This window comes from Kitasatospora sp. NPDC058170 (genome assembly GCF_042883905.1).
Taxonomy (GTDB): Bacteria; Actinomycetota; Actinomycetes; order Streptomycetales; family Streptomycetaceae; genus Kitasatospora.
The window spans coordinates 80,192-102,436 of record NZ_JBHVUV010000012.1 but is presented as its reverse complement, the minus strand read 5'-3'; the positions used below and the strand labels follow the sequence as shown (position 1 = coordinate 102,436).

The following is a 22,245-nucleotide window of genomic DNA, read 5'->3' as shown; positions in this document are numbered from 1 at the left end:
TCATCGCTCACGGACGGGCCTGCGGACGGCGGCGGGCCACCGGGTGGGTGCGCAGGAGGGAGCGGTGGAGCATGGGGATCTGGGAGGCGCGGCGCTCGTAGCGGCCGGGTTCGGTGACGGTGCGCACCGCGGCGAGGAGGACGGCGGTCGGGGTGTAGCGGCTGAACTCGGCTCGCCACCAGTCGCCCTGGTGGCCGCGGGCCCCGGCGCGGAGGGTGAAGACGGTGTCGAGCGGGTCGCTGCCGGGGCCTTCGACGAATCGGTGGACGCGCACGGCGGCGGTACCGTCGGGGCTGTCGAGGGTGAGGGTGGTGCGCAGGTCGCCGACGCGGATCCAGTGGTGGGTGCGAGCGGTTTCGGCGTCGAGGGCGTCGACGGTGCCGACGGCCGGGTGGTCGTGTCCCCAGAGCTGCCTGTCGCGCTCGGCGTCGGTGCTCTGGGCGAGGGCGTAGGCGAGGCGGCGGGCCGCGGCCGTCACGACCTCGGCCGGGGTGCGGGCGTCGAACGTGGCGTGCCATTCGAGCTGGCCAGCGGGGCGGCTCAGGGAAGCCATCGTCCAGCGGGGCGTTCCGGCGTCCAGGTCGAGGGTCAGCAGGACCGGGTGCTGCTGGTGCGCGGCGACGAGCTGGTTGTCGACCGGCGTCAGCGTCCAGTCCTCGCGTCCCTTGGCGAACGTGTGCAGGGCGTGCGGGGCGTCGCCAGGGCCGGCGAGGTATCCCGGGTGGACAACCATCGGCATGTCGTGGGCGGGCGGCGGCGTCATGAGTGGCTCCAGAGGGCGGGGTGGGGGCGGCCCCGGTGTTCCGAGGCCGCCCGGGGTGCGGGTTCTACAGCAGGCCGGCGGCGCGTTCGGCCTTGAGGAGCGCGGCGATCTTGCGTGCCCGCTCAGTGCCGACGAGGATGCCGCGGGCGCGCACGCCGTCGGCCAGGGCCGTGGCCGAGGTGCACCCGGTCTCGGCAACGACCTCGCGGGCTGCGGCGATCAGGGTCTCCAGAGGCACGTTCGCACGGTCGCCGTGAGGGCAGTCGGCCCCCTCCGGTGCGAATGCGCAGGTGGGGTGCTCGTCGAGCGGGTGGCAGGCTGCGGCGATGAGGTGGGCGGGCGTTGCCGCGTCGAAGCGGGCGTGCCAGCGGTGTCCGTCGTCGTGCAGGCCCCACAGCCGCCACCCCGTTCTGGCGAGGTAGGTGCGGTCCAGGCCGACGGCCCGGGGGCAGCCGCACCAGGCGGGCGACGTCGCGCCGGGGCAGTGCCTGACCGAGGCCAGGAGGTCGTCCGGGTCCTCGACGGCCGGGCCGACGAGGGCGCGCTGCTGGTCGTAGCGGTCGGGCTACGCGAGGTCATGGGCGAGTGCGCACATCAGCGAGCCGATGACGGCGTCGGGGGCGGTGTCGTCGAAGCGGGCGCGCCACAGCGGCTCGCCGGTCGGCCCGTCGTAGGCAGCGACGGTGACGGCGCTGTCCCAGGCGGGTGTCGACGGGAAGTGCAGCCGCACCCGCTGGCAGGGGCTGGCGAACACCTCTCCGCCGTCCGGGAGCTGGTGCAGGCTCCAGCCGTCGAAGCAGTCCTCGTCCGGGGCTTCGGGCTCGGCGGCGGGCATGGCGCGGCAGTTGCTGGGCAGGTCGGCTCCAAGATCGGTATGGGGCGGTGCGCGGAGGAGCGGGGCGGGCTACGCGGGCTGCGCGGCGGCTTCCGCGGCAGCGAGCCTGGCCTCGGCGAGGCGCTGCTCGGCGATGTCGGCGTAGCGGTCGGTGAGTTCCACGCCGAGGAAGGAGCGGCCTTCGAGGAGGGCGGCGACCCCGGTGGAGCCGGATCCGGCGGTGAAGTCGAGGATCCGGCCGCCGGGCGGGCAGATCTGCACCAGCTCGCGCATCATCGCGACGGGCTTCTGAGTGATGTGCTGGCGCTTGGATCCGCTGGGCTGGCTGCCCTCCAGCAGGCCCTTGAGGTAGACCGGGTTGCGGTCGCCGTCCATCGCGCCCTTGGAGCCCCAGACCACGAACTCCGTATTCTGGGTGAAGCGCCCCTTCTGCGGGCGGGCGGCCGGCTTGTACCAGGGCACGATGCCGCGCCACAGCCAGCCGCCGGCCTGCATCGCGTCGGTGGTAGTCGGCAGTTGCCTCCAATCGGTGAAGATGCAGGCGGTGGCGCCGTCGACGCTGATCCGGTAGGCCTCGGCGAGCAGCTGGGACAGCCAGAAGCCGTACGACCGCTGGTCCTTGTTCTCGCCGGGGAAGTCCGGCAGGACCTTTTTGCTGCCCGCGGTCGTGTACTTGTCGCGGGCGGACCGGCCGACGCGCTCCTGGGTGGTGCGGCCGCCGCTGTTGTAGGGCGGGTCGCAGATCACGCAGTCGGCCGTGCCGCTCGGCAGCTCGGTCAGACGGGTCAGGGCATCGCCCCGGTAGAGGGTGTAGTCGGGCAAGGAACCTCGCAAGATGGGGGCCAATAGGCGACGCCATGGCCTTTCGGCGGCGCACAGAAAGGCCCGCGACGTGGTACGCCGGCGGGCCTGGAGAGACCATAGGTGCCGCAATATCTCCCGTGCAAGGAATTCACGGATACTCGCGAGTATCCGTGAATTCCTTGCACGGGAGATATGCGGGCCCTTAGCGTGTTCACCGACGACGAGAGCGCCTTGACCAGCACTGATGGAAGCGGGAACTTCCGCCGGTTACTGCGGGCGCCTATCTCTCGGTGTTATTCGACCCTCTCACCGCTGCGCCGGGACGCCTTTGGACGAGCCGCCCGCGCACCACATGATCGGAGTTCCACGTGACGGGAATCAACCTGTCCTTCTGCTCTTTCGCCCGCTCGCCGGGCACCGGCCGAAAGGGTGCGGCCGACCGGCGGGCCGCTTGAAGAAGGTCGCCGCCGGTCTCGGCGTCGCCGTTCTCCTGACCCCGTTCGCGCTGATCCTTCCCCTGGCGATCGTCACCGCCAAGGACGCCTCCGCCTCGTGCTCGGCTTCGGGCAGTCCACAGGCTGTGGATGCGGCGGCGGTCGAGGCGACTGTCAAGCAGATCCTGGGCGGCCAGGTCGGGCCGACCGCTCCGGTGCCGGGCCTGGACCTGCCGAGCGTGCAGATCCCGATGGCCAAGCAGATCGTCGCCTCCGGCGTGGCCCTGCAGGTCCCTTCCCGGGGCCAGGTGATCGCGCTGGCCACCGCCATGCAGGAGTCGCGGCTGCGGAACCTGAACGGCGGCGACCGCGACTCGCTCGGCCTCTTCCAGCAACGCCCGTCCCAGGGCTGGGGATCAACCGAGCAGATCATGGACCCGGTGTACGCGAGCACGTCCTTCTACAAAGCACTGCTCAAGGTGAAGGGCTGGCAAGAGATGCCGCTCACCGTCGCCGCGCAGGAGGTGCAACGCAGCGGATTCCCCGACGCCTACGCGCAGTGGGAAACGCTGGCCATCGCCCTGCAGCAGGCGGTCGGCGCTTCGATCGGCGCCCCGGCCACAGGCACCGCGCCCGCCGGCAGTGCCGGGTCGTGCACACCGCCGAGTACGGACACCGACTGGGGCTTGATCCCGGCGGGCGCTCTGCCGCCCGGCTACCAGATCCCCACCGATATGCCGCCAGCCGTCCAGTCCGCGATCCGCTGGGCGCTGGGCCAGTTGGGCACGCCGTACCAGTGGGGCGGGCTGTGCACCGACAGCCACGGCGCGGACCCGATGGGCCGCTGCGACTGCTCCAGCCTGATGCAGCAGGCGTACAAGGTCGGCGGTGCCGCCCTCGCCCGCGTCACCTACGACCAGGTCAAGCAGGGCTCCGTGGTCACGCTCGGCAACCTGCGGGCCGGGGACCTGCTGTTCACCGTGCCCGGCCCCAAGGGGCCCGAGCACGTGGGCATGTACATCGGTTCCGGCCTGGTCGTGCACGCCCCGCACACGGGTGACGTGGTGCGGATCGCCCAGTTCAGTGCGTGGAAATCCGGCGTGACCGACATCCGCCGCATCGTCCCCTGACCTTTCGCCTCCCCCCTTTTCTCTCGCGCCGCGACGGCGCCGCTCCGCGCTCTCGCGCGCCCAAAACGCCTTCTGGAGAACCCGTTTGTCGTCGCTCATCCTTGCCGCCGAGGCGGTCTCTCACCTCGCCTACGACCCGGGTGTCGCCCCGGCAGAGGGCGGCCTGCCAGGCCTCACGGTCCTCAAGCAGGTCGTGTCCTCGATCAACCTGTTCGCTGTAATCGCGACCGTCGGCGCGATGTGCGTCGCCGGCGTCGTCTGGGCCTGGGGCCACCACAGCGGCAGCCACGGAGCCGAACAGAAGGGCAAGCAGGGCGCGATGGTCGCCGGGGGAGTCGCCCTGCTCCTCGGCGCCGCCAACGGCCTGGTCGCCTTCTTCTCGGCGCTCGGGACGCAGGTCAAGTAAGTGTCCAAGCCCCTTTCCACCAGCGGCGGTTCGCCCTTGCGACACCGGCTGCTGATCGGACTGGGCGTGCTCCTGGTCGTCGGCCTGCTGGCCGGGCTCCTCGCCCGGCTGGCAGGCGGCGGTCACACCGCCCCTCCCCCGGCCAGCCCCTCCTCTACAGCCCGCCCTAATCCCACACCCACCTCACCGGTCGGACCGCCGGACACCCTGCCCGCGGAAGCGGGCCCCACCGTCGCCCGGCCGCCGCACAGCACCAGCCCGACCGACTTCGCCGCGGCGTTCGCCCAGACGCTGTGGACCTACGACGCCCGCGCGGTCACCCAGCAGGGCTTCGTCTCCGGCCTGCGGCTGTGGCTCACCCCAGAAATCGAGTACGCCGACGGCGCCAGCGTCGAGGGCCAGGTGCCGGACCCGGTGCTGTGGTCCCGGCTGCGCGACAACGCCCAGACCTCCACGGCCCGCGACGTCGAGGCCCACGTTCCGGCGACGTACGCCCAGGCCATCGCGAATGACCCGACCGCCCTCACCAGGGCGTACATCTACGCCGTCACCGTCACCGGCAAGGTCGACATCGCCTGGAGCGATGGCGGCCGGGGCGCCGAGGCCCGCGCGCTGACCCTCGCCGTCCAGTGCCCCCCGGGCAAGGACTGCGCGCTCGCCGCCATCGCCCCCGCCGTCTACCCCTGACCCCCGTCCCGCTCTACCGCTAGGAGGACACCATCGGATTCTGTGATCTTCCGGGTGCGGGGTTGTTGTGCGACACCGTCGTCGGCGGCGTGTCCGACTCCATCACGTCCAGCATCGGCAACTGGATCGCCAAGTCGGCCGGCGACCTCGCGAAATCGGCCGTCGACCTCGCCAGCCGAGCCGTCGATCAGACCACCAACGTCGACCTCGGCGCCGACTGGTTCCGCACCAACTACGCCCTCATCCTGCCCATCGCCCTGACCATGATCGTGATGACCTTCACGCTCCAGCTGGTGAGGGCCGCCTGGAGACGGGACGGCCAGGCCCTCGGGCAGGCCGTCACCGCCACCATCAGCTCGGTGTTCTTCGCGATGTGCGCGATCTCCTTCACCAGCGTCGCGCTGGTGGTCGTCGACGCACTGTCGCGCGGGCTGTTCACCATCGCCAACTCCTCGATGGACGACGCAGTGCGGCGCCTCGTCAAGGTCAGCATGATCACCATCACGACCCCGCTGGGCTGGGCCATACCGTCCCTGGTCGCGCTCGGCTGCGCCGTCGGCGCGATCCTCTACTGGGGCATGATGATCTTCCGCAAGGTGTCGATCCTCGTACTGGTGATCCTCGCGCCGTTCGCTGCTGCGGGCGGCCCGTGGGAGCCGACCCGCGACTGGAAGCGCCGCTGGGTGGAGGCGACCGCCACGGTCGTGTTCTCCAAGCTCGTGATGACGATCATCATGCTGGTCGGCGTGTCCGCCCTCGGGAAGTCCGACACCAAGGACGGCATACAGGCGCTCAGCGACATCATCGCCGGCCTGGTCGTCATGGCCCTGGTCCTCCTGTCGCCCTTCATGATCTACAAGTTCGTCCACTGGGCCGGCGACGGTCAGTCGCACGACCTCCACCGCTCGACCGCCGCCGGCCTGCAGGTCGCGAGCGCCGCAGCCAAGAAGGGCGGACAGATGGCCATGGGCGCGGGCGGTGGAGCCGCGGCCGGAGCCGGTGCCGCTGGATCAACTCCGCAGGGCCCGTCCCAGGTCCCCGGCATGCAGTCCGGCGCTTCCGGCTCCGGCAGCGGCGCCGCACCGCAGGGCCCTGGAGCAGTCGCACTCGCCAAGACCGCACCCACCTCGTTCAAGTACGGGCAGCAGCGCAGCGGCGACGGCGACGGCGGCGTTCCGCTGACCAGCCGCTCCGACCGCGCCGACGGTGACCAGGGCCGCCCGCTCGTCACCCGTGCCGGATCCCCCGGCGCCTCCGCACCTTCCGGCGGCTCGACAGCTGCGGCGTCCCACGCGGCGGCCGGCTCCCCTGCCCTGAAGACCTCGGGCACGGCAGCCCCGGCCCCCTCCGCCGCGGCACCCGCCGCTCCCGCCTCCGCCGGTCCGGCTTTCGATCCGGTGATCGCTCCGGCTCCCGACCGTGCCACCACGGGCGCGGCCTCCGGTACCGGTCAGCGCTTTACGTTCCCCCAGCGCCCGCCTTCCCCCTGACGGCCCGGCGGCTCAGCCCGCCCCGCGTTTCCGCCTCGCGCCCCACATGCAGAAACGTTTCTGCATGCTCCTCCCGGTGAGCCCTGCCGGGAGGAGCAGGGGCCGGCTCCCCGCCCCCGCACCCCGAGAGCATCCCCTGACGCCCAGCGAGACACCCGCCACGATCAAGTTCCCCTCCCGCTCCCGCCGGGGCGTCCTCCTCGGCCTCACCCTCTCCCAGCTCGTTGCCACCGCCTTCGGCGGTGCCCTCCTGCTCGCCGTCCTGATGACCGTCGGCATCCTCGGCGCCCTCGCCCTGGCCCCGCTGTGGGTGCTGCTCGCCGTCGCCGTCGTCTTCCGAATACGCGGCCGGTCCCTCGCCGAGTGGGCGCCGATCGGCCTGCGCTACTGGCTGCGCCGCACCCGCGGGCAGCTGATCTGGCTGGCCCGGCCCTCCACCCGGCCAACCGTCGAGGGCCTGCTGCACCTGCCCGGCACCGCCGCCTCGCTGCGCGCGGTCACCTCGCCCGACGGGCGGCTCGGCGCCGTCCACGACCAGCAGCAGGGAACGCTCACCGCGGTCACCCGCGTCTCTTCCAGGGCGTTCGCGCTGCTCGACCCGGCCACTCAGTCCAACAACGTCCGAGGCTGGGGCCGGGCGCTCGCCGCCCTGTCCCGCTCCGGGCAGATCGCCCGCATCCAGGTCCTGGAGCGCACCGTCCCCGACAGCGGCGACGCCCTGCAGCGGTACTGGCTGGAGCACGGCCTGCCCAACACCCCGGTCGCCGGCCCGATCTACGCCGACCTGCTCGCAGCCGCCAGCCCCGCCGCGGCCCCCCACGAGGCCTACATCGCCATCGCCCTCGACCTGCGCGAGGCTCGCCGTCTGATCAACCAGGCCGGCGGCGGACTCGCCGGTGCGTTCGCCGTCCTGGCCCAGCTCACCGCCTCGCTCGACCAGTCCGTGCGCGGCGCGGGCCTGGTGCCCGGCGGCTGGCTCACCGCCGGCGAGATCGCCGCCGTCGTGCGCACCGCCTACGACCCCGCTGTCCTCGGCGCCCTGGAACGCTGGTCCGACTCCGGCCGCCCGGAAGCCGACGTCGCCGCCGCCGGCCCCGTCATCCTCGTCGAGGAACCCGAGAAGATCCGCACCGACAGCGCGCACCACGCCGTCTTCTGGATCGAGCAGTGGCCCCGCACCGAGACGAGCGCCGGCTTCCTCCACCAGCTCCTCTACTCCTCGGGCGTGCGGCGCACCCTCTCCCTGCACTACACGCCCCAGCAGATCGACGCCGCCCTCAAGGACGTCCAGCGCAAGAAGGCCACCATCGTGGCCGACGCCGCCGAGCGTGTGCGCCGCGGCCAGGTCGACTCCGAGACCGACACCGTCGAGTACGCCGACGTCAAGGCGCGCGAGCTCCAGCTGATCGCTGGGCACGCCGACGTCGCCATGACCGGCCTGCTCGTGGTGTCCGCCGACGACGCCGAGCAGCTCAGCGCCGCCTGCGCCCAGGTCGAGACCGCCGCCGTCGCCGCCCTGATCGACCTGCGCCGCCTCACCCTCCAGCAGGCCGAGGCTTTCACCGCCGCCGCCCTCCCACTGGCCCGCCTCTGACCGCCGAAGGGCACCCCATGCACGACGAGCCGAACCTGATCGGGTTCGCCACCACCGCCCTCGCCTGCCACCGCGACACCGAGCTGACCAGCGACCAGCCACTGATGCGCGTCGAACTAGACGCCCTGCACGAGCACGCCGTCACGCTGCACGTCCTCCTCGACCAGGCCACGGTCCGCACCCGCGCCCACGCAGCCGCCGAGGGCGACCAGCTCCACAACGCCAGGATCCGGATGTGGCAGGTCAGCGAGTACCTGCACGCCGCCTACCACGCCGCCCCCCACGCCGACGGACGCGCGCCCACCCGCGAGGCCTGCGCGCTCCGCCTCCCCGAAGGCGCTCCCGACCTCACCATCTGCCAGCGCCACCTCAAGGCCTCCGCCCGTGTGCGGCAGATCAGCACCCCCACCGACCTGATCCGCCGCTGAGCCCGGAGAGACCGCCCGCCCTTGACCAAAAGCACCAGCGCCAGCGCCCTGTTCACGCCCAGCCGCAGCGACCGGGCCCGCCGCCGCCAGGCCCGCCGCGACCTCGCCGCCGCCCACCGCGAGGCCCGCCTCGCCAACCAGCCCCGCCGACGCACCGCGACCCAGGTCGACGAACTCGACGCCCGCCCCGTCTACCCGTCCTCAGGCCGCCCGGGCCCCACCTCCGCCCGCGGCGGCAAGCTCAAGCTCCCCGCCCACCGCATGACCACCGCGACCGCGAGCGGAGCGTTCCCCTTCCTCGCCGAGGGCGGCCTCGGCGCCGGCGGGATGTACATCGGCCGCGACGTCCACGCCGAAGCGGGCTTCTCGTTCGACCCGTTCGAGCTGTACGGCCGCATCGAAGGGTTCACGAATCCGAACCTGTTGCTCGCCGGCGTCATCGGCATGGGCAAGAGCGCACTCGCCAAATCCCTTGCCCTGCGCAGCATCGCCCACGGCTACAAGATCTACATACCCTGCGACCCCAAGGGCGAGTGGACCCCGGTGGCCGAGGCTCTCGGCGGGCGGACCATCGCGCTCGGCCCCGGCATGATCGGCCGGCTCAACCCGCTCGACGCCCCTGCGGCGCCTGCCGGTGCCGACCCGGCCGAGTGGGCGGCCGAGGTCCGCAAGCGCCGCCTCCTGCTCCTCGCCTCGCTGGCCCGCACCGTGCTGCACCGCGACCTGGTGCCGATGGAGCACACCGCTCTCGACGTCGCGCTGGACGCGGTCGTCGCCGAAGCCCACCGCACCGACCGGGTGCCGCTGCTCGGCGACGTCGCCGCCATGCTCGGCAACTCCCGACGCCTCGACGACGCCCTCGGAGACCCCGCCCGACGCCTCGGCGCCGCTGCCGAAGACCTCGCGCACGCCCTGCGCCGTCTCGTCCAGGGAGACTTGGCCGGGATCTTCGACGCCCCGTCGACCGTCGAGTTCGATCCGACAGCGCCGATGCTCAGCATCGACCTCTCCAGCCTCGGCGCAGCCGGCGACGACACCGGCCTGATCCTCGCCATGACCTGCGCCTCCGCATGGATGGAAGCCGCCCTCTCCGACCCTGGCGGCGGACGCCGCTGGGTCGTCTACGACGAGGCGTGGCGCCTGATGCGCCACCTGCCGCTGCTGGAGCGCATGCAGCAGCAGTGGAAGCTCAGCCGAGGCCTGGGCATCGCCAACCTCCTAGTGATCCACCGCCTGTCGGACCTGCTGTCCGCCGGCGACGCCGGATCCCGGGGCCGCGCCCTCGCGGAGGGCCTCCTCAGCGACTGCGCCACCCGCATCATCTACCGCCAGGAACCCGACCAGCTCGCCGCCACCGCGAGCCTGCTCGGCCTGACCGGCGTCGAGACCCAGGCCATCGCCGCCCTCACCCGCGGCCGTGGCCTCTACAAGATCGCAGGAAGGTCCTTCGTGGTCCAACATCTTCTGCATCCCGCCGAGCGCGAACTGTTCGACACCGACGCCAGGATGCAGGCCGGGCCACGCGAACCAGCCAGCGTCACTGCGTGACAGCAAAGCTCCCACGCAGCGGTCGACGACCGGCCAGCCCCATCAACTCTAGGACACCACAATCGAGTTCCACCCCACCGCCAACACCTTCCCGATGCTCGATGACGAGGAGCTTCTCTCCCTCGCCGAAGAGATCAAGGCCAAGGGTCAGTACAACCCGATCATGCTCGACACCAACGGTCGACTCCTCGACGGCCGCAACCGCCTCAAGGCCTGCGAGATCGCCGGCGTAGAGCCCCGATTCGCCACCTACGAGGGCCCGGACCCGGCCGACTTCGCACTGCAGATCAACATCCGTAGGCGCAACCTGACCAAGGGACAGGTCGCCATGGTCACCGCGAGGAACTGTTCAGCGACTGAACAGGACGGCCGTTCTGCGGGTGAACGGTCCGCTCGTTCAATCGCTGAACGGACCGGCGTCTCGCTTGGCCGGATCGGTCAGGCACTGACCGTCCTCCGCCACGCCCCCGACCTGGTGGATCAGGTCGTCAGCGGTGCCGTCGGCCTGGACGAGGCGTACAAGGCCGCTCGGGAGGCCAAGGCCCAGGCGGACTCCGTGGAGAACCAGCTCGCCCGGCTCCGCTCGGAGGACCCCGAGCTGGCGGATCGGGTCGTCGAGGGCGACTTGAGCCTGCCCGCCGCGTGGGCCGAGCGCAAGGAACGCGCCGAGGAGGAAATCCGCAGGCGCAAGGTCGCCACCCATTTCCTGTGCGAGGTGGTTCCGCCGCTCGCGCAGGCACGCGGCACCGACACCGTGGCGCTCTACGACCCGCAGTTCATGCTGACCGGCCGGGCGATCACCGGCGAGGTGATCGAGCAGGCCATGGCGGCGCTCACCGAGATGGCCCAGGCGTGGCGGAAGCGTGATGCCGCATGAACGCCGACGCCGAACTCCCGCTGTGGGAGATCGTCGACGAGGCCGCCCACGCCGTCACCGACGAGAGCGGTCGCTTCCGCAAGGGCGACCTCGAAACCGAGGTCCGCCAGCGCCTCGCCGCCACCGACCTCGAAGCCCACGTCCAGGCCGCTGCCCTCGACAAGCTCGTGCACGGCCTGGTCCGCGGTTGGGGTGAGCGCCGCAGCCCCAACCCCAGGCGGAAGTCCGGGATGTTCCACCCCGAGGGCGTGCTGAAGCTGGGCTCGGGGGTCTGGGTGTGGATGAACCTTGCCACGCCCACAGACCTTCTGGAATGGGGTCGGCTCTCCACCCGTAACCTCGCTCGCGTCGCTCGCGCCGAGGCCGACCGGCAGGACTACGTCGCCGAGCGCCTCGACGCCTTCCGCCAGCACGGCGACCTGCTCCTCGGCCAGCTGGAACGGATCGTCTTCGGCTACGTCCACGACCCGAACTCCAGCCCCGACGCCGAGTAGACCCCCGTCACACCCCGCCCGACCGGACCACCCGCATCGGAGGCCTGTGCCCTCACCCACCATCACCTTCGCCGCCGACCCCGCCGGCGGCACCCTCGCCGCCGAGCCGGTCGACCGGCCCAGCCGTCAGTGGCTGGAGCAGGCCGGACTCGTGCGCGACGACGCGACCGGGCTGCACCGGCCCCGTCGGGACACCTCGCCGTCGGTCGTACCGCGCCTCGTCATCGACGCCACGCGGCTGCTCACCGCAGCCGGCTACGACGTTCTCCGCCTCTACAGCGAGGCCGAGCAGCGGCAGGCCGTCGCCGAGCCCGCGACCGATGCGCCGTCCTTGACGCGCGTGCCGGGGACGATCTGGGTCCACGCCGTGGCTGCAGACGTGGCGGCCGGGCGTCTCGTGGTCCACGCGCGACTGAGCGAAGCCGCCGGTCCCACCCGCCTACTGGCGAGCTACCCGGCCGACGGCACCGCGGCGGTGCTCACCACCGAGGGCACCCGCTTCTTCGACGTCACCACCTACGACGACCTCGATGCGGCAGCGGTCGTCCTCGGGCACGAGCCGATCCTGCCGGCCCCTGCGTCGGACGCCCCTCGGACGGACGCCGCGACCGCCCGGTCCGCCGCGGCGGCCCCGCCCAAGCGCGATGCCCTGCCCGGCGAGGCGCCAGCCCTCACCGCGGAACCCCGCGCCACCAGGACGCGCCAGTGAGCGCCGAGCCGTCGTACCTGCCGCTGCCCGCACCGAACAAGGCCCCGACTCGCACAACCGCCGCAGTCGGTAGCAGGCCCGCCTCGTTCCGACGTCCGGAGACCATCTGTCCACACGCTCCGTCATCGCCCGCCCCACAACGAGCGGCTACCGCGGGATCTACTGCCACAACGACGGCCAGCCCAGCCACCAACTCCCGCTGATCCTGGGCGCGTTCCAATACCGCTTCGGTCAGGACGCCGACGCCCTCACCCGTCACCTCGTCGACGACGTCCCGGTCGGATGGTCCGCGCTCGGCGCGGAGCTGCTGGACGGCGCACCGGAAGAGCTGCGCACCGCCCCCGGCGTCAGCCGGTGGCCCGGCCGCCAGTACAGCGCCGAGCCAAGGACGGACGGCCGGGTGGAGCCCCGGGCGGTCATCACCGAGCGCACCAGCGGAAGGCTCGACTGGGCGTACCTGCTCCACGCCCACGGTGTCGAGGTGATCGGGCTCCAGGACCACCGGCGAGGCCCTGTCGTGCCGTGGTCCACGGACCCGCGCGGCCAGTTCACCGACGCCCCCGCCACCTGGCGCCTGGACGCACCCCTGCCGATCCTCTCCCGTCCCGGCCCGGCCGCTGCCGTCTCCGCCCGCTCGACCTCCGCCCGCGTCCGGTCCGCGCCGGCCCCGGCGGCGGGAATGCCTGCCGCGTCACTCCTCGCAGCGCCTGCTTCGCCAGGCCGCGGGCTGTGAACGAGCCCGCCACCTGCATCCGCCCGTACCACTGCCTGAAGGGAACCCTTTGCCCGTACCGCCGTCCCTGACCCGCCTCGACTCCCGGGTGGAGGCCGCCCTCGGCGCCAGCATCGCGGAGCTGCACGCCGACCCGGCGCACCCCGGCGCCGCCGAGGCTCGGGTACTGGATGCCCACCGCACGCTAACGAAGGCGGAGACCACGGTCGCGTTCGAGCGAATGCGGCTGCTGATCTGCGCGGACCGACAGCGTCGGGTCGACGACCGGCTCCTCGCGGACCTCGGCGTCCAGTTGGAGGTCCTGGAGGACGCCGCTGCCGCCCGCGACCAGGCCGAGGCCGATCTGCTGGAGCACCTCCAGACTCTGCAGCGCTGCAACGCACCGAGGTCTCCGGCCGCGCCGGGGCGGAGCCGATGACGGGCCTCGTGGCACCGCAGCCGCTTCGCTTCGGTTGGAACTACGACCTGGGCGAGTTCGTCCTGGCTCCGCGTTACCCCAGGCCGGCCGTTACGCGGGTCCTGGCCGATGCCGGCTTCCACCTGCGGGCCGAGCCGTTCGGTGCCTGGCACATGGGCACCTCGGTGCCCATGTGCGACCAGAGCGCCGCCGCGCAATCCGCGATCGGTCGCCTGATCGCCGAGGGCGTCGAGGTACGCAACTGGCACGAGCCTCAGCAGGGTTCGACCGACGTGCTGCGGCACTACGGCTGGCTGAACTCCGAGGTTCCGTTCCCCGACGCCGAAGAGACCGCCCGCCGGGCCCGGAGCGAGGCCGGCACCCGGCTGGGCCGCGTCCGTCTGAGCTCCGACTCGCGAGCCGTCACCGAGCAGATCGCCTGGGGCGAGGTCGAGGTGGAGGCCCGGCGCACGTTCGACGACGAATGGATGATCGGCGCCGACCGCGACGCCGGGCGCTACCTGGAACTGCGCCATCACCGGCCCACCGGGGCACTGTCGATCACCGGGGACGCGTCGGAGGCGTACGCCGGCCATCTCCGCCGGGAGTTCCGGCTGCTGATCCTGCGCGAGACCCGTCCGCCGACGGCAGCCCGCATGCGCGCCGCCCTCGCTGCCGGCCGCGTGCCCGGCAGCCGGCAGGCACCGGTGGCGCCGGCCCCTGCACCCGCCACCGCGGTCCCCGCCCGCCGACGGTGATCCCCCACCCCCAACCCACAAGCGAGGAATCCATGGCCGACATCACCTTCGGCAGCGGCGCCGACGGCGCCATCACCGTTCGACTCGGCCCCCGTGCGCCCGACGCGGCACACCGGCTCCTGGAGCAGAACGGCGCCCTCGCGCTCCAGGACGACCGCGGGGTGTACGAGTTCCGCGGCGACGACGCAGTCTCCCGCGCCGCCCAGGCGGCGTACCTGCTGGACGCCGGCGAGCTGACCGTCGAAACGGGCGCCCGGGAGGACCCCGTCCGCGCGGCAACGTTCGGCGCCGACGTGGTCTTCGCACGCCACCCGACCGAGGGGATCGTCGCCGCCACCGCCACCGACGCCACCGAGGGCCTGGTGCCCGACGTCCTGCGGCAGGTCGGGTGGCGCTACGACGGGTCCGCCCCGGACCGCGACATCTACCTGCCGCCGACCGGAGCCGGAGACCGCCAGTCGCTGATCGCCGCGGCCCGGGCAAGCCTGGTTCTGCAGGGCCTCGGCCTGCAGGTCGCCACCGTCGGCCTCGCCACGCCCCCCGCCTCCGCCGACCGCCTGGCCGAGGCCGCCGAGGACCTGGCCCTCGAACAGGTCAACCTGCGTACCCTCACCGACAGCCGGGACGTCGCCGACCTGCTGGACACCGCGCTCGACCCGAAGTCCGGGGCGCTGCCCAACCTCTCCCAGCTGCTCGCCGACATGAGCACGTTCATCTACCAGCTCCCCGCCGAGCAGGGCGAACTGCTCGCCGCCCACGCCGACATCGCCCTCAGCCAGGCGACAGCCCTGTCCGGCACCCTGCACGACCTGCAAGCCGGCCTCGCCGACCTGGGCTCCGTCGTCGAAGCGCCGATCGCGACCGCGCGCAGCGTGCGGGCGACCGCCGCGAGCGCCGTCACCGCCCGCGGCCTTGGCACCGGCGCCATCATCCAGGCGGCCCCGTCCGCGCAGGCGATCTCCACCGCCCCCACGCACGCCGCCAGCATCTAGGAGCCCCGCATCACCGACCGCCCCGTCGTCCAGATCACCCGCCACCCCGAGCACGGCGTCGCCGTCACCGGTCTCGAACACGCCACCTACCGCCAGCGGCGCCTGCTGGCCGACTACGGCTTCACCCCGCTCGCGGGCACCAGCGGCGACCTCGCGTTCACCGGCCGGACCGACAACCTGCTGCTCCACGCACGCCAGACCGTGGCAGCCCTACGCTCCACCGGCGCGGACGTCCGCCCGGACCAGGCGTTCGAGTACGACGCCCACCCCGGCTACCCGTCCCCCTCCTCGGCCGCCGCAGCGTCGGGCGCGAAGATCGTCACCGGTCCCGTCTCCCCCGCACCCGACGCCCCGCTCGTCACCGGTCCCGCTGCGTCGGCCCGGGCCGACGTCACGGTGGGCACCCACCCCGAGCACGGCATCACCGCCACCAACAACACCGCCGACCCCGCCGCCGCCAAGCCCCTCGCAGCTGCCGGCTTCTATCGTGTCCCCGGCCACCCGACGCTGCTCTCCCTCACCAAGCAGCAGGCCAACGGCCCCGAGCGGGCCATGGACACCGTGGCCCGGCTGCGCGCGGCCGGCCTGAGCGTCGCGGCCGACCTGCCGTACGACCCGGACCGCTCGCCGGACACCGCCGCGGATCAGTTCCGCACTCACCTGATCAAGGTCACCGCGCCCTCCCGCTCCCGGCCGCTCCCGGCCGAGGACGACCCGTTCGCCACCCGGATCATCCCCGCCCCCGACCTGAGCCCCGCCGGGCGGACAGAACCGGGCACCGGGCAGGACCCGTTCGCCACCCGCCTGCACCCGGCCCCCGCGGCATCCGGCAGCCGGATGGGCGCCCTGCTGAACAACCGGCAGAACACCCTGGCCACGATCGAGGAGATCCTCACGGGCCTCGCCCAGCAGCTGCGCGACGACCCGCAGGCCCTGGACCCCGAGCAGGTCTCCGCCGTGCTGGAGAGCGCCCAGACCACCCTCGGCGGCGTCCGCAAGGACCTGGAGACCATCTCCGCCGCCTCCCCGGCACGAACTCGCACCGCCGCCCCCGCCTCCCAGCCGCCGGTCGAGGCGAACCTCGGCGCCCGTGCCAAGGCCGCCCGCGCCACCAGCCTCCAGCTCGGCCGCGTCGGCGCTGCCCAGCCCGTCGCGGCCGCCGCGCAGCCGGTCGACCCGCGCCACGCCTACAGCATCCACGCCCGCTGAACCCTGCGAAGGAGCCTTCCCCTCTTGGCCGTGAAGACCCGATGGCCCGTCACCCACTCATGCGGACACGAGGTCGAGCACGACCTGTCCGCCCGCCCGGCCGACCGGCGGGCAGGCTACGCCCGCTGGCTCGCCGGCCGCGATTGCACGGACTGCTGGCGCGCCGAACGCGAGAGCGACGGCGCGGACCGCGCCGCGTGGATCGCCGCCCGCCGCGCCGAGGAGCAGCAGGCCGCCGCCGTGTGGGCCGAGCAGTACCGCATGCCGCCGCTGACCGGGCCGCAGACGATCCTCGCCTGGGGCGAGCGCTCGCGCCACCAGCTCGTCACCACCGCCTACCAGGCGCTCGTCGTCGAGGGGCCGCTCACGGAGGGCGGTTGGGAGGAGGTCGAGAACCGTGCCCGCACGGTGGACCGCGCCGGGTGGTGGATCGACCAGCGCGAGGCCGCGCCCGGTGACCTGCCCGAGCTGCTGGAGGCCGCCACCGACGCGGACCGCAGCACCGAGAACCCGTATTAGGCGAGGCCCCGACCGTGTCCCCCACCCCCGCCACCGCCCGCCCCTGCCCGCCGGACGACGCCGAGAGCGCCCGCACCGCCGCGCAGGCCGTACGGCGCCTGGGCGACTCCCTCGCCGACAGCAGCCTGCCCACCGACATCGCCAGGCCCCTCGCGCTGCTGGAGCCCCTCCTCGCCGAGGTCGAGGAGACCCTGCGACTCGCCGCCGAAAGCACCGCCGGCGGCGGCACCCGCGCCGCCCGGCAGACAGCCGAGCAGCTCGGACAGGCCGGCGCCACCGCGGTCCTGCTTCGCCTGCACCTGGAGCAGATCAGCACCCGCCTGGCCGGCTACGGCCTCGCCTTCCCGGCGGAGCCCGCCTCGCTCTCGCCCCGGGCGGCAGCCGCACACGGCCGCCTCGCGCAGGCCGCCGCCCGGCCCGTCCACCCGGGCGCGCCGACGCCGCCGGCCACCGCCATGGCACCCGCTGCCCGGGCCACTGCCCGTTGAGCGAGCCGGTCCGCATCGCACCGGGCTCCTTCGGCGCCGCCGAGGCGACCGGCGCCGACCAGCGGGCCCGTGCCTTACTCGCCAGGCTCGGCTTCGCCCCGCCGCGCAAGGCCGAGCACCCTCTCGCCCTGCAGAGCACGGACGGCCCGCTCGTGCTGCGCGCGTTGGTGGGCGAAGGCGCGCGGCTGCTGGAGCGCGCCGGCTACCGGGTCGAGGTCGACCCCGACCTGCGGCTGAACCCCGCCGGCGAGCAGGCCCTGGAGGTCCTGGCCGAGATCGCCGCCCGCCTGAGGGAGCTGACCGCCCTCGTCGAGTCCATGGACGACGTGCGCGACCTCGCCGACGTCGGCGCGCAGATGGTCACCGGCCCGTACAGCACGACGGACGCGCTGCACGCCCTGTTCACCGCCGGGGCCCGGGCTTCCCTGCGCTCCGACGGCTCCCTGCACGAACGGGCCGACATGCAGGCCTGGCATCTGGACGGCGCCGCCGCCGCACGCGCCATCGCCACAGCGGCAGCTGCCACCGGATATCCCGCGCTCGCCGCGCGGACCCGCTCGCCCGCAGCCCGCGCGTCCACCGCCCGGCCCGTCACCCCGGCCGCACCCACCGAACCCGCCCCCAGTCCACGAAGGACCCGCGCTTGAGCAAGCCCACGACCGTCACCTCCTACGCCCAACGGCTGCGGGCGCTGGCCGACCAGCTGGACTCCCAGCAGCGCAGTCCCAGCCAGGCCCTGCTCCAGACCCTCCTCGCCGACAAGGGCCTGCTGGCGCTCACCTCCTCCATGGCCGCCACCGTCCGCGCCGATCTCGACGGCTTCGAGCACACCCACCGCTCCGACCCCGCAGCCGAGGACCTGTACGAACTCGGCCACCTGGTCGCCGACGCCGTGGAGGCCATCGACGACGCACTGGGGAAGTCCGGCCCCCACCTATCGGCCGCGCTGACGCTTCTCGCCCAGGACTCCAGCCCGGCCGAAGCCGCGGCCAGCCGCCACGCCATCGAGCAGGCCCTGTGGACCGGACCCGCACCGGCCGACGGCGAACGGGTCTACCTGTTCTGGCCGGACAGCTCCACCCACGTCCCGGTCCCGGCCCTCGCCACCCCCAGCGCCGGTTACGTCGACCCGTACGGCAACGCACTGTTCACCCGCGGCGACGCCGAGCAGATCGTCGCCGACCTGCTCAAGGACGACTGCGGGATGACCGCCGCGTTCGAGGCCGACGGAACCCTGCAGTTCTCCTGGCCCAAGGAGTACGACGGCGAAGGCGGGCAGGAGCAGGTCGCCGCCGACGCGCGGGGCCTGTACGCCATCGGCGGACACTGGCCGTGGAACTACCGCAGGCCCCTCGCCTCCGACCTGAGTACCCGCGCGCTGGCTGCTCGGGTGGCCACCCGCCCATCCACGGCGCCGTCCGCGACCTCCCCCGACCCGGCGCACCACCCCGTTCCGCAGGCCGCCGCGGGCAAGGCGCGCTGACCGCCCCCGAAGGAGACCATGCCCCCCACGACCCAGCCGTCCCCGGCAGTCCGGGCCGCCGAGGCGCTGCGGCTCGTCTGCGAGCAGCTGCGCGACGCCTCCGGCCCCGCCGAGGTCGCCGACCTGGTCGAGGCGATCACCCGCGACGGCGGCACCCTCGAAGCTCTCTCCGACGCCCTGGCCACCGCCAGCCGGTGGGTCAAGGACGCGCCCGGCGGCAACTACCTGTGGCAGCCGCTCGCCCTCGCCGCCGACGAGATCTGGCAGGCCGGTACCGACATCACCGACACACCCGAGCGCCTGCGCTCCGTGGCCGGCCGCCCCGCCCGGATCCGATCGAGCGCCGCGCGGCCCGTGGCCCCGCCGGCACCGGCCCCGCCCCAGCCGCCCGGCACAGGGCCCGCCCCGCGCAGGCGCTGAACCACCCGCCCCTGGAGAAACGTTTCCCCTGATCCCGTCCATCACCCGCTACGCCAGCACCCGCGACCTGCTCGTCGCCGCCCAGCACCACGCCGTGCGCCTGCCGGGCAGTCCCCGGGTCACCGTCCTCGACGCCTGACAGCCGATCGCCGGACTGCCTGCTCCCGGCAGCGCGGAACTGGACTCCCTCGCAGCCGAGTTGGACGCCCACCTGCGCACCCGGCGGCCCGAGCGGGACCTGCGGCCGGGCCGCAGCCGGGACGTGTGGCACTGCACCGTCCGCGCCCATCCCGACAGTGCCCCGCTCCCGGACGAACGGTGGGCCTCGACCGTCCGCCGGATCCTGGCCGCCACCGGCATCGCGCCCGTCGACGATCCTGCGGCCTGCCGGTGGATCGCCCTGCGGATCGGCGACCACGAGGCCCGCATCGTCGCCCCGCTGATGCGCGCCGACGGCTCGGCCCCGCGCCTGGAGCGCGACCTGTCCCTGGCCCACGCGGCCTGCCAGCTCGCCTCGTTCGACCGCGCCGGCCGGCTGCGCGCCTCCACCGCCCGCACCGCGCCCGCCCAGACACGTCCGGCGTCCGCCCTGCGCAGCAGCGCCGCGACGTGGGGCAGCCCGGTTGCCCCGGCGGCCCCGCACCGCTGAGCGTCCTCCCCCGTTCCCCGGCCCCGGTCCCCGGCGCGTGAGCACACCGCGCCCGGCGCCCGGCCGTCTCCCGCCCCGCGCACGCGGCCCCTGAGTGCCTGCGATCCCGCGCGCCCGGGCCATCCCCGCAAGGACGACCCTGCCCCCCGCTTCCTCCCCCAAGTCACCCTCCGCATCCCCCGGCACCGACGCCCTCCTCTACGCCCTGATCGGTGCCGGCCTCCTCCTCATCGCCTTCGGCTCGATCGCCTGGGCCCTCGGCAACACCACCACCCTCTTCTTCGGGCAAGGCCCGTGGGCGGTCTACCAGCCGGTCACGGCCGCCCTCCACCCCCAGCGGCTGTGGCCGGGACTCGGGCCCGTCACCCTGCTCGTCGGCGCCCGCGTCCTACCCGCCGCCGTCACCCTCGGCGTCGCCGCCGTGGGCCTGCGGATCTACCTGAAGGTCCGCAAGAAGAGCAACGGCCTGGCCACCAGCCGCGACCTCGCCGTCCTCCTGCCCAAGGAGATCACCACCAAGGCGCGGAGCCTGCGCCCCAGCCTCGCCTCCGCCAAGCCCGGCACGATCCACCCAGAGGACACCGGCATCCTGCTCGGCACCCTGGGCGAGAAGGGCCCCGAGGTGCGCACCTCGTGGGAGGACGTCGCCGTCGCCATCATGGCGCCGCGCTCCGGCAAGACAACCAGCCTCGCGGTCCCCTCGATCCTCAACGCCCCCGGCCCGGTCCTGCTCACCAGCAACAAGGCGGCGGGCGACGCCTACACCGTCACCCTGGACGCCCGCGCCGAGACCGGCCGGGTATGGGCGATGGACCCCCAGCAGATCGCCCACACCGAGCAGGCGATGTGGTGGGACCCGCTCGCCGACGCCGGCGACCTCCCCGGTGCCCGGCGCCTGGCCGGCCACTTCGTCACAGCCTCCGTCGACGAGGGCGAGCAGGGCGACTTCTGGAGCACCGCCGCCGCCAACACGCTCACCGCGCTGTTTCTCGCGGCCGGCGCGGACAAGCGCCCGATCACCGACGTCCTCGCCTGGCTCGCGCAGCCCGCCGACCGGACCCCAATCGACATCCTCAAGACCAACCAACTGTCGGCGATTGCAGCCCAGCTGCAGGGGACCGTGAGCGGCGCGGTCGAGACCCGCGACGGCATCTTCGAGACCGCGCGCCAGTACGCCGCATGCCTGCTCGACCCGAAGATCGCCGCCTGGGTCACCCCCAACAGCGACCTGCCGGAGTTCAGGCCCGCCGACTTCGTCACCCACACTGACACCCTCTACCTGCTCAGCAAGGACGGCGGCGGCAGCGCGTCCGCGCTGATCGCCGCCGCGGCCGACAGCGTGATGCGCACCGCAGTCATCCAGGCCGAACGCGACGGCGGACGCCTCGACCCCCCGCTGCTCTGCATCCTGGACGAGGCCGCGAACGTGTGCAAGATCGGCGATTTGCCCGATCTGTACTCGCACCTGGGCTCCCGTGGGGTCATCCCGATCACGATCCTGCAGTCCTACCGGCAAGGCCAACGGGTGTGGGGCGAGGTCGGCATGGACGCGCTCTGGTCCGCCGCCACAATCAAGCTCGTCGGCTCCGGCATCGACGACGCCGACTTCGCCGACAAGCTCTCCAGGCTCGTCGGCGAGCACGACGTCGAGACCGTGTCCCACTCCACCAGTGAGTCCGGGCGCTCCACCTCCGTGTCGATGCGCCAGGAGCGGATCCTGCCCACCAACCAGATCCGCGCGCTCGCGAAGGGCTCCGCGCTGCTGTTCGCCACCGGGGTCAAACCGGCGCTGATCCAGTTGCGGCCCTGGTACAAGGAGGCGGGCACCGACAGGATCGGCAAGGCCTCTGCCCGGCAGACCGCTGCGATCACCGAGCGTGCCCGCGCCAAGGCGGTAGCCGCATGAGCCTCCACCTCACGCCCATCCGCGACCGCGAGGCCGCCCGCTCCGTCCGTCGGCGCCATCACCGAACACCGCGGGGACGGGTGTTCGCCGTGGCCGGCGCCAACGACGACGGGAGGGTTCGCGCTGTCGCCGTCGCCCACCGGCCGACCGCCGGGCAGCTCGACGACGGCACCACGCTGGAGACCACCTTCGCCGATGTCGGCGTCGGTGCCCCGGTCGAGGACCTCCTGCTGTACACCGCCTGCCGCCATGCCGCCGATTCCCTCGGCTACACCCGACTCGTCACCTACACCGATGACGACGAGAGCGCCGCGCCCGCCCAACGCGCAGGATGGCGAGCCACCGCTCGTCGCAGAGCGCGGCCGGGCGTAGGGCCCGATGCCGCCTCGCTGTGGCAGGCGCCGTGACCGAAACCGGCACCGCGCCCACCGTACGCACCCTGTCCCTGGGCGCCGGAGTGCAGTCGACCACCCTGCTGCTCCTGTCCGCGCT

27 protein-coding genes and 1 pseudogene are annotated in these 22,245 nt (G+C 73.4%); 23 read left to right on the top strand and 5 right to left on the bottom strand.

Going from position 1 to position 22,245, the window contains the following annotated elements; genetic code table 11:
- Positions 1–7 precede the first annotated feature (7 nt).
- The 5 genes and pseudogenes from ACFVVX_RS15590 to ACFVVX_RS15570 form a co-directional block, all read right to left on the bottom strand.
- On the bottom strand, positions 8–763 hold the full coding sequence (locus ACFVVX_RS15590) for a DUF317 domain-containing protein (RefSeq protein WP_387945594.1): 756 nt from the start codon (positions 761–763) through the stop codon (positions 8–10).
- Positions 764–827: 64 nt separating this feature from the next.
- Positions 828–1,001 carry a hypothetical protein gene (locus ACFVVX_RS15585; protein ID WP_387945592.1) on the bottom strand — a complete coding sequence of 58 codons (174 nt, stop codon included), beginning with the start codon at positions 999–1,001 and terminating at the stop codon, positions 828–830.
- 66 nt (positions 1,002–1,067) lie between these two features.
- Positions 1,068–1,265: pseudogene (locus ACFVVX_RS15580) on the bottom strand (DUF317 domain-containing protein); the annotation flags it as partial.
- A gap of 63 nt (positions 1,266–1,328) precedes the next feature.
- Positions 1,329–1,598, bottom strand: coding sequence for a DUF317 domain-containing protein (locus ACFVVX_RS15575; protein ID WP_387945590.1), 270 nt, complete (start codon positions 1,596–1,598; stop codon positions 1,329–1,331).
- A gap of 69 nt (positions 1,599–1,667) precedes the next feature.
- Positions 1,668–2,420: a DNA-methyltransferase gene (locus ACFVVX_RS15570; protein ID WP_387945588.1), complete on the bottom strand. Its 753-nt coding sequence runs from the start codon at positions 2,418–2,420 to the stop codon at positions 1,668–1,670.
- A 433-nt stretch (positions 2,421–2,853) separates the two neighbouring features.
- On the opposite strand from ACFVVX_RS15570, the gene ACFVVX_RS15565 reads away from it, so the two are divergent.
- From ACFVVX_RS15565 to ACFVVX_RS15455, 23 genes are all read left to right on the top strand, one after another.
- Complete coding sequence (locus ACFVVX_RS15565; RefSeq protein WP_387945828.1) at positions 2,854–3,966, top strand: C40 family peptidase; 1,113 nt, start codon at positions 2,854–2,856, stop codon at positions 3,964–3,966.
- 85 nt (positions 3,967–4,051) lie between these two features.
- A complete protein-coding gene (locus tag ACFVVX_RS15560; protein WP_255752602.1) occupies positions 4,052–4,372 on the top strand; it encodes a DUF6112 family protein in 321 nt (106 codons plus the stop codon).
- On the top strand, positions 4,373–5,059 hold the full coding sequence (locus ACFVVX_RS15555) for a hypothetical protein (RefSeq protein ID WP_387945585.1): 687 nt from the start codon (positions 4,373–4,375) through the stop codon (positions 5,057–5,059).
- Between the two features lie 89 nt (positions 5,060–5,148).
- Positions 5,149–6,549, top strand: a complete 1,401-nt coding sequence (locus ACFVVX_RS15550) for a conjugal transfer protein TrbL family protein (protein ID WP_387945583.1) — start codon at positions 5,149–5,151, stop codon at positions 6,547–6,549.
- A gap of 136 nt (positions 6,550–6,685) precedes the next feature.
- Complete coding sequence (locus ACFVVX_RS15545; protein ID WP_387945826.1) at positions 6,686–8,143, top strand: SCO6880 family protein; 1,458 nt, start codon at positions 6,686–6,688, stop codon at positions 8,141–8,143.
- Positions 8,144–8,160: 17 nt separating this feature from the next.
- Positions 8,161–8,571 (top strand): DUF6238 family protein, encoded by a 411-nt coding sequence (locus ACFVVX_RS15540; RefSeq protein ID WP_387945581.1) that lies wholly within the window; start codon positions 8,161–8,163, stop codon positions 8,569–8,571.
- 21 nt (positions 8,572–8,592) lie between these two features.
- A complete protein-coding gene (locus ACFVVX_RS15535) occupies positions 8,593–10,119 on the top strand; it encodes an ATP-binding protein (protein ID WP_387945579.1) in 1,527 nt (508 codons plus the stop codon).
- A 94-nt stretch (positions 10,120–10,213) separates the two neighbouring features.
- Complete coding sequence (locus tag ACFVVX_RS15530; RefSeq protein WP_387945577.1) at positions 10,214–10,996, top strand: ParB N-terminal domain-containing protein; 783 nt, start codon at positions 10,214–10,216, stop codon at positions 10,994–10,996.
- Positions 10,993–11,490: a hypothetical protein gene (locus ACFVVX_RS15525; protein WP_387945575.1), complete on the top strand. Its 498-nt coding sequence runs from the start codon at positions 10,993–10,995 to the stop codon at positions 11,488–11,490. The genes ACFVVX_RS15530 and ACFVVX_RS15525 overlap by 4 nt, the downstream gene beginning before the upstream one ends.
- A 46-nt stretch (positions 11,491–11,536) precedes the next feature.
- Entirely contained in the window at positions 11,537–12,199 is a 663-nt protein-coding gene (locus ACFVVX_RS15520; protein ID WP_387945573.1) for a hypothetical protein, read from the top strand.
- A 400-nt stretch (positions 12,200–12,599) separates the two neighbouring features.
- On the top strand, positions 12,600–12,932 hold the full coding sequence (locus ACFVVX_RS15515) for a hypothetical protein (RefSeq protein ID WP_387945571.1): 333 nt from the start codon (positions 12,600–12,602) through the stop codon (positions 12,930–12,932).
- 49 nt (positions 12,933–12,981) lie between these two features.
- Positions 12,982–13,350, top strand: coding sequence for a hypothetical protein (locus tag ACFVVX_RS15510; RefSeq protein WP_387945569.1), 369 nt, complete (start codon positions 12,982–12,984; stop codon positions 13,348–13,350).
- Complete coding sequence (locus tag ACFVVX_RS15505; RefSeq protein WP_387945567.1) at positions 13,347–14,087, top strand: hypothetical protein; 741 nt, start codon at positions 13,347–13,349, stop codon at positions 14,085–14,087. Before ACFVVX_RS15510 ends, ACFVVX_RS15505 begins: the two co-directional genes overlap by 4 nt.
- A gap of 32 nt (positions 14,088–14,119) precedes the next feature.
- Positions 14,120–15,079: a hypothetical protein gene (locus ACFVVX_RS15500; protein ID WP_387945565.1), complete on the top strand. Its 960-nt coding sequence runs from the start codon at positions 14,120–14,122 to the stop codon at positions 15,077–15,079.
- A gap of 201 nt (positions 15,080–15,280) precedes the next feature.
- Positions 15,281–16,288 carry a hypothetical protein gene (locus ACFVVX_RS15495; RefSeq protein ID WP_387945563.1) on the top strand — a complete coding sequence of 336 codons (1,008 nt, stop codon included), beginning with the start codon at positions 15,281–15,283 and terminating at the stop codon, positions 16,286–16,288.
- Positions 16,289–16,312: 24 nt separating this feature from the next.
- Positions 16,313–16,807: a hypothetical protein gene (locus tag ACFVVX_RS15490; protein ID WP_387945561.1), complete on the top strand. Its 495-nt coding sequence runs from the start codon at positions 16,313–16,315 to the stop codon at positions 16,805–16,807.
- A gap of 14 nt (positions 16,808–16,821) precedes the next feature.
- The gene (locus ACFVVX_RS15485) at positions 16,822–17,295 is read left to right on the top strand and encodes a hypothetical protein (RefSeq protein ID WP_387945559.1); all 474 of its coding nucleotides are present in this window, start codon (positions 16,822–16,824) and stop codon (positions 17,293–17,295) included.
- Complete coding sequence (locus ACFVVX_RS15480; RefSeq protein WP_387945557.1) at positions 17,292–17,942, top strand: hypothetical protein; 651 nt, start codon at positions 17,292–17,294, stop codon at positions 17,940–17,942. Before ACFVVX_RS15485 ends, ACFVVX_RS15480 begins: the two co-directional genes overlap by 4 nt.
- Complete coding sequence (locus ACFVVX_RS15475; protein ID WP_387945555.1) at positions 17,939–18,778, top strand: hypothetical protein; 840 nt, start codon at positions 17,939–17,941, stop codon at positions 18,776–18,778. Before ACFVVX_RS15480 ends, ACFVVX_RS15475 begins: the two co-directional genes overlap by 4 nt.
- A gap of 18 nt (positions 18,779–18,796) precedes the next feature.
- The gene (locus ACFVVX_RS15470; protein WP_387945553.1) at positions 18,797–19,198 is read left to right on the top strand and encodes a hypothetical protein; all 402 of its coding nucleotides are present in this window, start codon (positions 18,797–18,799) and stop codon (positions 19,196–19,198) included.
- A 199-nt stretch (positions 19,199–19,397) separates the two neighbouring features.
- A complete protein-coding gene (locus ACFVVX_RS15465) occupies positions 19,398–19,847 on the top strand; it encodes a hypothetical protein (protein ID WP_387945551.1) in 450 nt (149 codons plus the stop codon).
- A gap of 103 nt (positions 19,848–19,950) precedes the next feature.
- Entirely contained in the window at positions 19,951–21,753 is a 1,803-nt protein-coding gene (locus ACFVVX_RS15460; protein WP_387945824.1) for a type IV secretory system conjugative DNA transfer family protein, read from the top strand.
- Positions 21,750–22,160 (top strand): XF1762 family protein, encoded by a 411-nt coding sequence (locus ACFVVX_RS15455; protein ID WP_387945549.1) that lies wholly within the window; start codon positions 21,750–21,752, stop codon positions 22,158–22,160. The genes ACFVVX_RS15460 and ACFVVX_RS15455 overlap by 4 nt, the downstream gene beginning before the upstream one ends.
- Positions 22,161–22,245 lie beyond the last annotated feature (85 nt).

Excerpts from the sequence above, each read along its gene's own strand:
- ACFVVX_RS15590 (WP_387945594.1), bottom strand. The coding sequence starts at position 763 with ATGACGCCGCCGCCCGCCCACGACATGCCGATGGTTGTCCACCCGGGA.
- ACFVVX_RS15455 (WP_387945549.1), top strand. The coding sequence starts at position 21,750 with ATGAGCCTCCACCTCACGCCCATCCGCGACCGCGAGGCCGCCCGCTCC.
- ACFVVX_RS15525 (WP_387945575.1), top strand. The coding sequence starts at position 10,993 with ATGAACGCCGACGCCGAACTCCCGCTGTGGGAGATCGTCGACGAGGCC.
- ACFVVX_RS15500 (WP_387945565.1), top strand. The coding sequence starts at position 14,120 with ATGGCCGACATCACCTTCGGCAGCGGCGCCGACGGCGCCATCACCGTT.
- ACFVVX_RS15530 (WP_387945577.1), top strand. The coding sequence starts at position 10,214 with ATGCTCGATGACGAGGAGCTTCTCTCCCTCGCCGAAGAGATCAAGGCC.
- ACFVVX_RS15505 (WP_387945567.1), top strand. The coding sequence starts at position 13,347 with ATGACGGGCCTCGTGGCACCGCAGCCGCTTCGCTTCGGTTGGAACTAC.
- ACFVVX_RS15540 (WP_387945581.1), top strand. The coding sequence starts at position 8,161 with ATGCACGACGAGCCGAACCTGATCGGGTTCGCCACCACCGCCCTCGCC.
- ACFVVX_RS15470 (WP_387945553.1), top strand. The coding sequence starts at position 18,797 with ATGCCCCCCACGACCCAGCCGTCCCCGGCAGTCCGGGCCGCCGAGGCG.
- ACFVVX_RS15575 (WP_387945590.1), bottom strand. The coding sequence starts at position 1,598 with ATGCCCGCCGCCGAGCCCGAAGCCCCGGACGAGGACTGCTTCGACGGC.